A 13,188-nucleotide genomic window follows, 5' to 3' on the forward strand; every position below is an offset into this window, starting at 1 on the left:
TCACTGGCCTTTTTCGAGCCGATCGGCGTAGAAGCCGGGCAGTCCTGCCGCGCGGATGGCGGCGGCGGCGGCCAGGTGGTCGTAGGGCACGCGGTAGAACGTGATCTGCTTGGCGGTGTCGTCGAACAGCGCGTACATGGCGCGTGCATCGCCGTCGCGCGGCTGGCCCACCGAGCCCACGATGCCCAGCCACTGGCGGTGCGTTGGCACGGGCACGGGCACGCCGGGCTCGGGCGCAAAGCGCATCAGCTTGGCCGTGGGCGTGAGGAAGTACAGCACTTGCTCATGCACATGGCCGCAGAACACATAGCGGATGGCGGGGTCGATGCCTTGCGCTGCGGTCATGCTGCGCTCGGCGGCGTTGGAGTCCTCCACGTACCGCCACTGCGCGGGCATGTCGGCACTGGCGTGCACCAGCAAGGCGCTGCTGCCCAGCCGCGCCGTGAGCGGCAGCGACTGCAAAAAGGCGATGTGGCTGTTGCCGAGCTGGTCGTGCGTCCACTGTGCGCCCAGCTCGCTGCGGTTGCGTGGGTTGGCAGGCGGGGCCAGGGCCATGGCGTCATGGTTGCCCAGCACACACAGGGCACCTTGATGGGCCAGGTCGCGCACCTGCTCCACCACGGCCACGGGCTCGCCGCCGTACCCCACCAGGTCGCCCAGCAGCGCAAATTGTTCGGCGCCCTGTGTGCGGGCGTGTTGCAGGCAGGCGTCCAGGGCCTGGCGGTTGGCATGGATGTCGGACAGCAGGGCGATTTTCATGGGGTTGTCTCCAACCCCATCATCGCGGGTGTCGCTGAACGCCAGCTTGCAGGCGGCAGTACCTGCGTGGATTCAAAACAAAAATAGCTGCCAGCGCTTGTTGATCAAGCGCTGGCAGCTATGATTTTGGGAGCTCAGAGGCTGCGCTGTGCGGCGGCTTTTTTGTCCAGCGCCAGCACCAGGCCCAGCGCAATGATCGCGGGCAGCGCCTGGCTGAAGAAGATCTTGGGCGCTGCGGTGGCGGCGCCAAATACCCCGGCCACGATCACGCAGGCCAGGAAGAAGATCTTGAACACCCGGTTGCCGGTGAACAGCCCCCAGAACAGGCCTGCCGCCAGAAAACCGTTGTACAGCCCCTGGTTGGCCGCCAACGTGGTGGTGGCGTCGGCCAGCTCCTGGGTCAGGTTGAAGGTTTTCATGCCCAGGGGCTTGTTCCAGAAGAACATTTCGAGCACGAGGATGTACACATGCTCGATGGCCACCAGGGCCACCGCGATGCGGGGGATCAGCAGGCGGCCCATGGTCTTAGACGATCGTGATGGTCACGTCAATGTTGCCGCGCGTGGCGTTGGAGTAGGGGCAGACCTGGTGGGCGGCGTCTACCAGCTTCTGGGCCGTGGCCTTGTCCAGGCCGGGCAGGCTGATGGCCAGGCGGGCAGCGATGCCGTAGGCGTTCGGGATGGGGCCCAGGTCCACTTCGGCGTCGATGGACACGTCCTGGGGCACGGGGATGCCGATCTTGCCACCCACAGCCTTCATCGCGCCGATGAAGCACGCTGCGTAGCCGGAGGCAAACAGCTGCTCGGGGTTGGTGCCGGTGCCGGAGGTACCGGGCGAGGACAGCTTGACGTCCAGGCGGCCGTCATCGGTTTTGGCGGCGCCATCGCGGCCACCGGTCACGTGCGACTTGGCGGTGTACAGGACTTTTTCGAGTGTGGTCATGGTGTCTTCCTTGCGGTTGTTGCCCACTGGCGGGCGGTGGAGGGAATCGGTTCTTGCGTTGTCTGCAGGCCGTCAGCGTTGCTCGCTGAGCCGGTCTCGCAGCTGCTTGAGTTCGGTGGTCAAGGTGGTCAGCTCGGCAATCGAGCACTGGCTGCTTTGCAGCACGCACGGTGGAATGGCTTCGGCCTGGTTGCGCAGCGCGCGGCCTTGCGACGTGAGGGTGATGCGCACACGGCGCTCGTCCTGCACATCGCGCAACCGGGCAATGTGGCCCTGTGCCTCCAGGCGCTTGAGCAACGGCGTGAGCGTGCCGGAGTCGAGGAACAGGCGCTCGCCCAGCTCGGACACCGTCACGCCATCCTGTTCCCACAGCACCAGCATCACGAGATACTGGGGGTAGGTCAGGCCGAACTGGTCGAGCAGCGGTTTGTACAGCTTGGTCATCGCCAGCGAGGCGGAATACAGCGCAAAGCAGACCTGGTTGTCCAGCCGCAGGATGGCGGGGCTGGGGGTGTGGGGTGTGCTGTGGCTGGGCATGGGGTGAATTGTGGGTGCAAATTCAATTGCGTGCAATTGAATTGTGAAAAACTTTGTTAATGGGTGGGCTTGTGTGGGTGGGCGAGCGGCGCCGCGCCATCGGTGCTATTGGCGCGTGCCGTTGGCGCAGGCGGGGGCGCCGTGCCCCCGTCACTCTCCGGAAGATGCTATCAATAGCAGAGCTTCTGGCGCATGATTCATATACGCTAGCAGTCGATTGGGCTTGAAATTTGACGCATGGTGGTTCGGGCGACGACGAACCACCAGGCCCTCAGCGTCCGCTGAACTGCGCGGGCCGGCGCTCGACAAACGCGCGCACGCCTTCGGCCGCGTCTTCGCTGTTGGCCAGTTGCTTTTGCACGGGTATGAACTCTGCCACCGCCGCCGCCTGGCCTTGCTCGATGGCCTTGAGCACGTTGAGCCGCGTGGCGACCACGGCCAGCGGCGCCTGGGCTTCGATGCGCTGGGCAATCTGCAGCGCTTCCTGCAGCTCCTGGCCAGTCGGCACCACTTTTTGCACAAAGTTCAGCCGGTACGCCTCGGCGCTGCCGAACTCGTCGGCCGTCAGCAGGTGCAGCAGCGCATTGCCCGTGCCCGCACGCTCTGCCATGCGCAATGTGGCGCCGCCCGTGGCCATGATGCCGCGCTGCACTTCCATCTGCGAGAAGCGGCAGTTGTCGGCCGCCACCACGATGTCGGCGCCCAGCATCAGCTCGATGCCCACGGTGAAGCAGATGCCCTTGACCGCCACCACCATGGGCTTGGTGCGGCGCCGGTAGCCAGGCAGGCCGTAGTCGTGCGGCTCCACCAGGCCTTCGGGGATGGCTTTTTCGCCGCGCTGCATGTAGGCGCTCACGGCGGGCAGGTCGAGCCCTGCGGTGAAGTGGTCGCCAAACGCATGCAGCACGCCCACGCGGAGCTGCGGGTCGTCGTCCAGCCGGGTATAGGCCTCGGCCAGCTGGCGGAACATGGGGGGCGTCCAGCCATTGCGCTTGGCAGGCCGGTTGATGCCGATCAGCAGCACATGGCCGATGACCTGGGTGTCGATGTTGCCCTCGGGCGGGGGCGTGGTGGGGGTGATGTTTGTCATGGGCGCAGGTCTCCTGGCCCATGATTGAAAACGCAATGGAAACTGCGCGCCGTCCCCCGAGGGACAGCGCGCTGAGGGCCGTCAGTAGGTGTAGACGCCCTGGCCGGTCTTGCGGCCCAGGCGGCCGGCGGCCACCATTTCCTTGAGCAGCGGGCAGGGGCGGTACTTGCTGTCGCCAAACTCGGTCAGGTACACGTCCATCACGGCCAGGCACACATCCAGGCCGATCATGTCGGCCAGGGCCAGCGGGCCGATGGGCTGGTTGCAGCCGAGCTTCATGCCCGCGTCGATGTCCTCGGGCGTGGCCAGGCCCTCGGCCAGCACAAAGAAGGCCTCGTTGATCATCGGCACCAGAATGCGGTTGACCACAAAGCCGGGCGCGTTTTTCACGGTGATGGGGCTCTTGCCCAGCGCCTCGGCCAGGGCCTTCACGGCGTCGTGGGTCGCGTCGCTGGTCTGCAGGCCGCGAATGATCTCCACCAGCGCCATCATGGGCACGGGGTTGAAGAAGTGCATGCCGATGAAGCGGTCTGCGCGGCTGGTGGCGGCGGCCAGCTTGGTGATGGAGATCGAAGAGGTGTTCGAGGCAATGATCACCTCGGGCGCCACGATGGCGTCCACCTGCTTGAGGATCTTGAGCTTGAGTTCGTAGTTTTCGGTGGCGGCCTCGATCACCAATTGCGCGGCCTTCAGGTCGTCGTAGCTGGTGGAAGTCTTGATGCGCGCCAGGGCGGCCGCCTTGTCGGCTTCGCTGATCTTTTCCTTCTTGATCAGGCGGTCCAAGCTGCCGGCCACGGTGGCCAGGCCTTTTTGCACTGCAGCATCCGAGATGTCGACCATCACCACGTTGATGCCCGACACCGCACAGGCCTGTGCAATGCCGTTGCCCATGGTGCCTGCGCCGATGATGCCTACGGTCTGAATCGTCATATAGAGAGCCCTCTTCAAAGTGAAACGGATGGACGGAATGGTAAGGGGAATCGCACGACCGTTCGGTTATCGTGCGTCAAACCTGAACCAACAAGCCGCTGCGCAGCATGGCGGAGGAGACACCACAACATGTTCGACTACATCGTGATCGGCGGCGGCTCGGCAGGCTCGGTGCTGGCCGGCCGCCTGACTGAGAACCCCGCAGTGCGCGTGTGCCTGCTGGAGGCGGGGCCTGCCGACAACAGCGTGCTCATCCACTGCCCGGCCGGGCTGGCCGTGATGGCCAAGTTCGAGCTGAATGGCTGGGGCTTTAATACCACCCCGCAGACCGCGCTGAACAACCGGCGCGGCTACCAGCCCCGTGGCAAGGTGCTGGGGGGCTCCAGCTCGATCAACGCCATGGTCTACATCCGGGGCCAGCACGCCGACTACGACCACTGGGCCGCGCAGGGCAACCCGGGCTGGGGTTGGGAGGATGTGAAGCCCTACTTTCTGCGCGCCGAGAACAACGAGCGCGGTGCCAACGACTGGCATGGTCGGGGCGGTCCCTTCAACGTGGCGGACCTGCGTGCGCCCAACCGGTTCAGCCAATACTTCACCGACGCAGGGGTGCAGGCCGGGCACCCGCACAACACCGACTTCAACGGCGCCACGCAGGAAGGCGTGGGCCTGTACCAGGTCACGCACAAGAACGGCGAGCGCCACAGCGCAGCCAAGGGCTACCTCACGCCGCACCTGGCGCGGCCCAACCTGCAGGTCATCACCGGTGCGCATGCCACGCGCATCCTGTTTGAGGGTACACGCGCCGTGGGTGTCGAATACCGCCAGGGCGGCGCCTTGAAGCAGGTGCGGGCGGGACGCGAGGTGCTGTTGAGTGCAGGCGCACTGCTGTCGCCGCAGCTGCTGATGCTGTCGGGCGTGGGACCTGCCGCACACTTGCAGCAACAAGGCATCCCGGTGCTGCACGACCTGCCGGGCGTGGGCCAGCACCTGCACGACCACCCCGACGTGGTGCAGGTGCTGGACGCACCCGAGCTCAAGGACCTGTTCGGCCTGTCACTGTCGGGCATGGCGCAGACGCTGCGGGGCATAGCCGAATGGCGCAAGCAGCGCACGGGCATGTTGACCACGAACTTTGCCGAGGCGGGGGGCTTCATCAAGAGCGACCCGTCCGAGCCCGCGCCCGACCTGCAGCTGCACTTTGTGATCGGCAAGCTGGTGGACCACGGACGCAAGACCGTGTTTGGCCACGGCTACTCGGCCCACGTGTGCCTGCTGCAGCCCAAGAGCCGGGGCTCGGTCACGCTGGCCAGCCGTGACCCTATGGCCTTGCCTTTGGTCGATCCGAACTTTCTGGCGGACCCCGACGACATGGCGCGCATGGTGCGTGGCTTCAAACGCACGCGGGAGATCCTCATGCAACCGGCGCTCGCGAAGTTCGGCGCCAAGGAGCTGGCGGCCTCGGCCAGTGCGCGCACCGATGCCGAGATCGAGCAGTTCATCCGCCAGTACGCCGACACCATCTACCACCCCGTGGGCACCTGCCGCATGGGGCCTGGGCCGCTGGATGTGGTGGATGCCGAACTGCGTGTGCATGGCCTCGCGGGCCTGCGTGTGGTGGACGCGTCCATCATGCCGCGCATCGTGAGCGGCAACACCAATGCGCCCACGGTGATGATTGCGGAAAAGGCGGTGGACCTGCTGCGCGCCGCGCCGTGAACGATTTCACGTTTGGCGCCCGGAACGCGATTTTTAAGGTTTTCAAAGGGTCTGTTTAAGGAGTTTTTAACAGGCAAAAGCGCGGCGAATTTCTAGACTTCTTTGCATGGAAACGGGTGCATGGTGCACCCGGCCCAGCGCCCAAAAAAAGGCGCTGAAAGAGCCCACCGGGGCCATGAAAGAACGTGATGAAGATTGATGCCCGCGAAATTGCCGCACTGACACAAGCCCAGCCCGCCGCCCCCCGCATGGACATGTACGCCAGCATCCACAAGGCGCTGCGCGCCTTCATGGCAGACACGCTGCTGGGCCTGGGCCGCATGGATGTCGAGGATGACCTGGAGTTTGCCCACACCTGCGACCGCGTGATGCAGCTGCTGGACCTGTGCCGCGCGCACCTGCACCACGAGAACCAGTTTGTGCACGCCGCCATGGAGGCGCGCCAGCCCGGCTCCAGCCAGAAAATTGCGGGCGAACATGTGGAGCACGAAGAGGCCATCACGACCCTGGCAGACGGGGTGAACCACCTGATGGCCTGTGCCAAGCCCGCACGCCCCGCAGCCACCCTAGCCCTGTACCGCCAGCTGGCGCTGTTTGTGGCGCACAACTTTGAGCACATGCACGAGGAAGAGACTGCGCACAACCGCGTGCTCTGGCAGTGCTACACCGATGCAGAACTGGCGGGCGTGCACGATGCGCTGGTGGCCTCGATCCCGCCGCAGGAAATGATGGTGGTGGCCCGCTGGATGGTGCCCTACATGTCACCCGCCGAGCGCACGGCCATGCTGTCGGACATGAAGCAGCATGCGCCTGCCCCTGTGCTGGCAGCGGTGCTGGCGCAAGTGCAGCCGCACCTCACGCAGCCTGAGTGGACCAAGCTGATGCGCAGCCTGGGCCTGCCGGTGGTGCCGGGTCTGGTGCACTGACTTTGAGAAATCAGTGGCGTGAAGGCGTCAAGCGTCTTCCAGCACCACGGGGCGCAGTACGCACAGCCGAAAGCGCCCGCGCCCTGTTTTTTCGATGTGGATGTGCGGGCAGTTCTCCTGCAGGCGGCGCTGCAGCAACAGCAGGCGGGCCTCCAGGTTGTCGGCCACATCGGGCAGGCGCAGGGCGGGGTCCAGCCGCAGTTCGCGGTTGGTGAAGTCCACGCGCCCGGTGTGCTGGTGGTCGCGCAGCAGCTTCCAGACAATGGCGCCCGCCACGCCCTTGATCAAATAGTCGTCGTTGATGAACACGCTGTCGTTGGCCGCAAAGTGGCGCACCCGCAGCGCGCTGCCGCTCACCGGCGGTGCCGCTGTTGGAGTAGGCAGCGGCTCGGGCGTATCGGGCGCGGCCTGCAGCAGGTCGATGGCGGCGGCCAGCTGGCCCGCAATGGCCACCAGCAGGTCTTCATCCTCGAAACCAAAGCGCATGTCCTCGGGGCTCTCGGCAAACAGCACTCCCAGCAGGCGTCCGGCCGACAGCAGCGGCACCGCCACCTGGCTGTGCGGCTCTGGCAGGCCGGGGTAAGGGATGTCCAGGCCGCGCAACGGGGGCGCATCGGGTGCGGCATGCGCGTCCATGCTTTCGCGGATGGCATGGCTGTACAGGGCGGCGTGCGTCATGTGGCTGATGCGCACCGGCGTGCGCTCGCGCGCGGCCATGCCGATCACGCCCTGGCCCAGCCGGATCTCGGAACCCACGCCCGACGTGGCGTAGCCGCAGCTGGCCACCGTGTAGAGCTGCTGGGCGCTGGCGTCCAGCATCAGCACCATGGCATGCTGGATGCCCAGCTTGTGCTGCAGGCCCTGCAGCGCGCCTTGCAGCAATTCGTCCAGCCCCGTGCAGCGCGCAATGCTTTCGCTGCACAGGCGCAGCGTGTGCAGCAGCCCGGCGCGCGGCGCGGGTGCCGGCAGGCCTTCGCCCGCCACCGATTCGATGTGCTCTACGGCGTAGATGTCGGCGCCCTTGAGCTCAAACACCTCGGCCATGCCCGAATGCGACGCAATGCCCGCCAGCTGCGCGCGCATGCTCTCGAACACCGGGCCGCTGTCCTCGGTGCGCTCGTACAGCAGGTGCAGGCGGTAGAAGTGGGCGGTGAGCGGGTCCAGCACCAGCACGGACGCACGCGGGTTGCGCAGGATGTTCTGGCGGGTCTTGTTGAAGAACTGGAACGACAGCGCCACATGCCCCGCATCCACATAGACCACCTGCGAGATGTAGGCCACGTTGGGTGTGCCGTCGGGGTCACAGGTGGCCATGATGGCGGGAATCGCACCCTCCAGGCAGGGGCGGATGCTGTGCAGGGACGGCGCTGCGGTGCTCATGGCTGCGGCGTAGGTGGTGAGGGTGATGTGGGTGGCGAACACAACTCCGCGCCGGCGCGCGGGCCCGGTGTCTGGTCGAACGCGCTGGTGGGCGTGAAGCTCACGGCCACCACATCCTGCAGCGGTGCCGCCAGCATGGCGCCCACATACTGCGGCCCGTAGCCGACCTGGCCCACCTCCTGCACCATGGACTGCAGGTAGGCCTGCAACACCGGCAGGTCACCGTCATGGGCCGGGCGCTGCGTGGCCCGGCGGGCCTTGAGCTGCAGCGTCTGGTGGGTGGACGGCACGCTGAACACCACGGCAATCTCTCCAGTGTGCGCAATGTCCTGCAGCAATTGTTCAGACTGGCTGCTCCGCAGGTACACCGTGACCTCCTGCCCATCGTCGCTGATGTGGCTGCCCACGGCCCGCATGATGCTCGGCCGCAGGGCCGCGTCGCGTGACGCCACGATGGCTGACACGCCTTTGGCCACCATGGCGATATGGCTGGAGCCGAGCAGTGCGGTCATGCCTTGAAGCGCTTGCGGGTCAGGGCCAGGGCCACCCAGAAGGCCACCACGGTGGTCACCACCAGCACCAGGCCATGGCGCAGCGGGTGGGCAGGCCACTGGTCCATGAACAGCGGGCGCACCAGCTCGACCGCGTTGGTCAGCGGCAGCCAGTCGGAGATGGCGCGCACGATGGGAGGCAGCTGCTCGCGCGGGAAGAACACGCCCGAGAGAAACATCATGGGCGTGAGCACCAGCGTGAAGTAGTAGGTAAAAAAGTCATACCCCTTGGCCAGCGCATTGAAGATGAGCGCGATGCTGGAGAACATCACCCCCACGAACAGCAGCACCGGCCAGGCCACCAACAGCTTGGGGCTGTGGCTGATGGAGAGGGCCAGCATCACGCCGAGGATGGCGGTGACGGTGAACAGCGCCTTGAACGCGGCCCACAGCATCTCGGCCAGCACCACATCGTCGAGGCTCACCGGCGCGTTCATGATGCCGTCCCAGGTCTTTTGCACATGCATGCGCGAGAAGGCCGAGTACAGCGCCTCGAAGCTGGCCGCGTTCATGGCGCTCATGCAGATGGAGCCGCTGGCCAGGAACAGGATGTAGGGCACCTTGGTGTCGCCCGCCGCGCCGCCCACGTTCACCTGCCCCACCAGGGCCCCCATGCCGTAGCCAAAGGCCACCAGCCACATCAGCGGTTCGGCAATGTTGCCCACCAGGCTGGGGATGGCCAGCTTGCGCCAGACCAGCAGGTTGCGCATGAACACGGGCCACCAGCGCACGGACAGGCTGGGCGGGCGCCATACCGACGGCGGGGGCGGGGCCACAGTGGCCACAGAGGGCGGGTGAGCGGTTTGCATCCGCTTATTGTGCGATGTTGGCGGGCGGGCGCACAGTCCCCGATGTGTTCCTGGTCGCTACCTGGGCACGGCCATTGCTAGGGTACACCTATGTCCACCCACGTCCTGAACCTGCCCGCCGGTGCCAGTGCCCTCTGGCAGAACCGCCTGGGGCTGCTGCTGGAGTCCACGGGCGAGGGGGTGTTTGGCATTGATCTGGCGGGCAACTGCGTGTTCATCAACCGGGCGGGCGCGCAGATGCTGGGCTTTGCGGCCGATGAGGTGATGGGGCGCAACATGCACGCGCTCACCCACCACAGCCACCCCGACGGCAGCCCGTATGCGGATGGCGACTGCCCCATCTTCAATGCGTTCCGTCAGGGCCTGCCCTGTCGTGTGGACACCGAGGTGTTCTGGCGCCGCGATGGCTCGGCGTTTGCCGTGGAGTACTCGAGCCACCCCATTTTGGAAGGCGATCAGGTGCAGGGTGCCGTGATCGCTTTTGTGGACATTACCAGCCGCAAGCGTGCCGCCGATGAGCTGCAGCGCGCGCACGATGAGCTGGCCCGCGCCAACGACGAGCTGGAGCGCCGCGTGGCAGCACGCACACAAGAGCTGTCGCAGGCGCTGGCGCAGCTGCGCGAGCTGTCGGCCTACTCGGAGCAGGTGCGCGAAGACGAACGCACCCGCATCGCCCGCGAAGTGCACGACGAGCTGGGCAGCCTGCTGGTGGCGCTGAAGATGGATGTCAACTGGCTGCACAAGCGCCTGGGCGAGCAGGGCGAGCGCACGCCCGAGGCCGCAGGCGACATGCGCACCCAGATGCGCTGCAAGTGCCAGAACATGAGCCGCCTGATCGAAAACGCGGTGGACAACGTGGGCCGCATCATCACCGACCTGCGCCCCAGCATCCTGGACCACCAGGGCCTGTGGGCGGCGCTGGAGTGGCAGGCGCAGGAGTTCGTGCAGTCGGCCGAACTGGAGCTGGCGTGGCAGATGGAGGTGCCCGCCACCCTGCACCTGCCCGAGCCCGCCGCCATCGCCGTGTTCCGCATCTTCCAGGAGATGCTGAGCAATGTGGGCCGCCACGCGCAGGCCAGCGCCATCGACATTGCGATTGACGTGCAGGACGATGTGCTGCAACTGCGTGTGCGCGACAACGGCGTGGGCGCCACCCGCCAGGCGCTGGAGGCGCCCACCGCCTATGGGGTGATGGGCATGCGCGAACGGGCGCGGCAGCTGGGCGGCCAGCTGACCATCACCAGCGAGCCGGGGCAGGGCTCGTGCCTGCAATTGCTGATTCCTCTGGAGCTGTCATGAATTCCGTGGTTCGCGTATTGATCGGGGATGACCACCGCATCGTGCGGGAGGGGCTCAAGCAGGTGCTGGGCGACCCCGCCAACGGCACGCCCGAGATCGCCGTGGTGGCCGAGGCCACCCAGGGCAGCGAGGTGCTGGAGCAGGTTACGGCGCTGCAGGGGCGCACGGGAGCACCCGGGCTGGACCTGGTACTGCTGGACATCGCCATGCCGGGCATGGATGGCCTTGAAGTGCTGCAGGCGCTGCGCAAGGCCTGGCCCGCGCTGCCGGTGCTGATGCTCAGCACCTACCCCGAGCGGCAATATGCGGTGCGCTGCATCCAGATGGGCGCAGCGGGCTACCTGCACAAAAGCGCCGACCCCGACGACATGGTGGCCGCCGTGCGCAAGGTGGCGGCAGGCGGGCGCTACTTGACCGAGGCCACGGCGCAAGCCCTGGCGGGCGCCGTGGAGCGCACCGGGGTGGTGCGCGCCGCCCAGCAGGGCGCGCCCGCTGGAGTAGACGCGCTCTCCTATCGAGAGCACCAGGTGTTCCGTCTGCTCACGGCCGGGCAGAGCGTGAGCGAAATTGGTGCGCAGCTCAAGCTCGCGCCCAACACGGTGAGCACCTACCGCGCCCGCATCCTCGAAAAGACCGGCGCGCGCAACGACGTGGAGCTGGCGCTGCTGGCGCGCGGCGCGCCTGCTGAATGATTTGCGGGCGCTACATGCCCGATTTGTAGTGCTGGCCCTACACGCTGTAGACACCACACCCACGAATTCATGACAGCGGGCCGGCACCGGCAAAAACTGGCCCGCGCTTTGCGTAACGCCTGGCACCAACTTCTTCGAGGTGTGCCATGTCCGAATTCTTCTCGCCCTACGATGCCGACCGCCCGTTGATGCTGAAATGCAGCTGTGGCCGCGACCACACGGTGGCCGACCACCACACCGAGGTGTCGGCCGATGCCGCCGCAGCCACCCTGCGCCAGCGCAGCGAGACCCGTGAGTTCGAGCTCTACAGCAACGAGTTCATCGAAGCCACGCTGGTCAAGGCGCTGTTTCCGCAAGACGCAGTGCGCCGCCGCTTCATCAAGGCGGTGGGTAAGGGAACGGCCATGGCGGCCATCGCCAGCGTGTTGCCCGTGGCCAGCATGCAGGCCATGGCGCAAGAGAAACAGGGCGCACTGGAGAAGACCAACCTCAAGATCGGCTTCATCCCGATCACCTGCGCCACCCCGCTGATCATGGCCCACCCGCTGGGCTTCTACAGCAAGCAGGGCCTGAGCGTCGAAGTCACCAAGACGGCAGGCTGGGCACTGATCCGCGACAAGATGATCAACAAGGAGTACGACGCCACGCACTTCCTGAGCCCCATGCCGCTCGCGATCTCCATGGGCCTGGGCTCCAACGCCACGCCGATGAACGTGGCCACCATCCAGAACGTGAACGGCCAGGCCATCACGCTCGCCCTCAAGCACAAGGACAACCGCGACCCCAAGAACTGGAAGGGCTTCAAGTTCGCGATTCCGTTCGAGTACAGCATGCACAACTTCCTGCTGCGCTACTACCTGGCCGAGGCGGGCCTGAACCCCGACACTGACGTGCAGCTGCGCGTGGTGCCACCCGCCGAGATGGTGGCCAACCTGCGCGCGGGCAATATCGATGGCTTCCTGGGCCCCGATCCGTTCAACCAGCGCGCCGTGTTCGAGGAAGTCGGTTTCATCCACCTGCTCACCAAGGACCTGTGGAACGGCCACCCCTGCTGCGCCTTCGGCACCAGCACCGAGTTCATCCAGAAGAACCCCAACACCTTTGCCGCGCTGTACCGCGCGGTGCTCACCTCGGCAGCCATGGCGCGCGACCCCAAGAACCGCGAGCTGATCGCCAAGGTGATTGCGCCCCAGGCCTACCTGAACCAGCCCGAGGCCGTGATCAACCAGGTGCTCACCGGCAAGTTCGCCGATGGGCTGGGCAAGATCCAGAACGTGCCCGACCGCGCCGACTTCGACCCCATGCCCTGGCAAAGCATGGCCGTGTGGATGCTCACGCAGATGCAGCGCTGGGGCTACATCAAGGGCGATGTGGACTACAAGCAGATTGCCGAAAAGGTTTTCCTCATCACCGATGCGAAAAAGCAGATGAAGGCGCTGGACCAGAAGGTGCCCGACGGCGCGTACCCCAAGTTCAAGATCATGGGGCGCGAGTTCGATGCGGCGAAGGCGGCCGAGTACGCCAAGAGCTTCCCCATCCGCAAGGCGGCATGAC

Annotated in this window: 14 protein-coding genes; 5 read left to right on the plus strand and 9 right to left on the minus strand. The window is 66.0% G+C overall.

Going from position 1 to position 13,188, the window contains the following annotated elements; all coding sequences use genetic code 11:
- The 6 genes from C8C95_RS12340 to C8C95_RS12365 all read right to left on the minus strand — a co-directional run bounded on the left by C8C95_RS12340 (window position 1) and on the right by C8C95_RS12365 (window position 4,258).
- Window positions 1–759, minus strand: a complete 759-nt coding sequence (locus tag C8C95_RS12340) for a metallophosphoesterase family protein (protein ID WP_116748771.1) — start codon at window positions 757–759, stop codon at window positions 1–3.
- A 134-nt stretch (window positions 760–893) separates the two neighbouring features.
- Window positions 894–1,280 (minus strand): DUF1304 domain-containing protein, encoded by a 387-nt coding sequence (locus C8C95_RS12345; protein ID WP_116748772.1) that lies wholly within the window; start codon window positions 1,278–1,280, stop codon window positions 894–896.
- Between the two features lie 4 nt (window positions 1,281–1,284).
- Window positions 1,285–1,701 carry an organic hydroperoxide resistance protein gene (locus C8C95_RS12350; protein WP_056060042.1) on the minus strand — a complete coding sequence of 139 codons (417 nt, stop codon included), beginning with the start codon at window positions 1,699–1,701 and terminating at the stop codon, window positions 1,285–1,287.
- Between the two features lie 72 nt (window positions 1,702–1,773).
- Window positions 1,774–2,238 carry a MarR family transcriptional regulator gene (locus C8C95_RS12355; protein ID WP_056745613.1) on the minus strand — a complete coding sequence of 155 codons (465 nt, stop codon included), beginning with the start codon at window positions 2,236–2,238 and terminating at the stop codon, window positions 1,774–1,776.
- A gap of 271 nt (window positions 2,239–2,509) precedes the next feature.
- Window positions 2,510–3,328, minus strand: coding sequence for a crotonase/enoyl-CoA hydratase family protein (locus C8C95_RS12360; RefSeq protein ID WP_116748773.1), 819 nt, complete (start codon window positions 3,326–3,328; stop codon window positions 2,510–2,512).
- Between the two features lie 81 nt (window positions 3,329–3,409).
- Window positions 3,410–4,258 (minus strand): 3-hydroxybutyryl-CoA dehydrogenase, encoded by an 849-nt coding sequence (locus tag C8C95_RS12365; RefSeq protein ID WP_015012375.1) that lies wholly within the window; start codon window positions 4,256–4,258, stop codon window positions 3,410–3,412.
- A 129-nt stretch (window positions 4,259–4,387) separates the two neighbouring features.
- Here C8C95_RS12365 and C8C95_RS12370 point away from each other — a divergent pair, with 129 nt between their 5' ends.
- On the plus strand, window positions 4,388–5,977 hold the full coding sequence (locus C8C95_RS12370; protein ID WP_116748774.1) for a choline dehydrogenase: 1,590 nt from the start codon (window positions 4,388–4,390) through the stop codon (window positions 5,975–5,977).
- 188 nt (window positions 5,978–6,165) lie between these two features.
- Entirely contained in the window at window positions 6,166–6,903 is a 738-nt protein-coding gene (locus C8C95_RS12375) for a hypothetical protein (RefSeq protein ID WP_116748775.1), read from the plus strand.
- Between the two features lie 27 nt (window positions 6,904–6,930).
- Here C8C95_RS12375 and C8C95_RS12380 read toward each other — a convergent pair whose 3' ends face one another.
- Genes C8C95_RS12380 through C8C95_RS12390 form a run of 3 tightly spaced genes read right to left on the minus strand, consistent with a single transcriptional unit; the run spans window position 6,931 to window position 9,643 of the window.
- Complete coding sequence (locus tag C8C95_RS12380) at window positions 6,931–8,283, minus strand: GAF domain-containing protein (RefSeq protein WP_116750266.1); 1,353 nt, start codon at window positions 8,281–8,283, stop codon at window positions 6,931–6,933.
- Window positions 8,280–8,795 carry a hypothetical protein gene (locus tag C8C95_RS12385; protein WP_116748776.1) on the minus strand — a complete coding sequence of 172 codons (516 nt, stop codon included), beginning with the start codon at window positions 8,793–8,795 and terminating at the stop codon, window positions 8,280–8,282. The genes C8C95_RS12380 and C8C95_RS12385 overlap by 4 nt, the downstream gene beginning before the upstream one ends.
- Window positions 8,792–9,643, minus strand: coding sequence for an ABC transporter permease (locus tag C8C95_RS12390; RefSeq protein WP_056745601.1), 852 nt, complete (start codon window positions 9,641–9,643; stop codon window positions 8,792–8,794). Before C8C95_RS12390 ends, C8C95_RS12385 begins: the two co-directional genes overlap by 4 nt.
- A 90-nt stretch (window positions 9,644–9,733) precedes the next feature.
- Between C8C95_RS12390 and C8C95_RS12395 the strand changes: the two genes are divergently transcribed.
- The 3 genes from C8C95_RS12395 (at window position 9,734) to C8C95_RS12405 (ending at window position 13,187) form a co-directional block, all read left to right on the plus strand.
- Window positions 9,734–10,942, plus strand: coding sequence for a PAS domain-containing sensor histidine kinase (locus C8C95_RS12395; RefSeq protein WP_116748777.1), 1,209 nt, complete (start codon window positions 9,734–9,736; stop codon window positions 10,940–10,942).
- Window positions 10,939–11,634 (plus strand): response regulator transcription factor, encoded by a 696-nt coding sequence (locus C8C95_RS12400; RefSeq protein ID WP_116748778.1) that lies wholly within the window; start codon window positions 10,939–10,941, stop codon window positions 11,632–11,634. The genes C8C95_RS12395 and C8C95_RS12400 overlap by 4 nt, the downstream gene beginning before the upstream one ends.
- Before the next feature lie 146 nt (window positions 11,635–11,780).
- Window positions 11,781–13,187 carry a CmpA/NrtA family ABC transporter substrate-binding protein gene (locus C8C95_RS12405; protein WP_116748779.1) on the plus strand — a complete coding sequence of 469 codons (1,407 nt, stop codon included), beginning with the start codon at window positions 11,781–11,783 and terminating at the stop codon, window positions 13,185–13,187.
- Window position 13,188 lies beyond the last annotated feature (1 nt).

This window comes from Acidovorax sp. 99, from assembly GCF_003096455.1.
Classification (GTDB): domain Bacteria; phylum Pseudomonadota; class Gammaproteobacteria; order Burkholderiales; family Burkholderiaceae_C; genus Acidovorax; species Acidovorax delafieldii.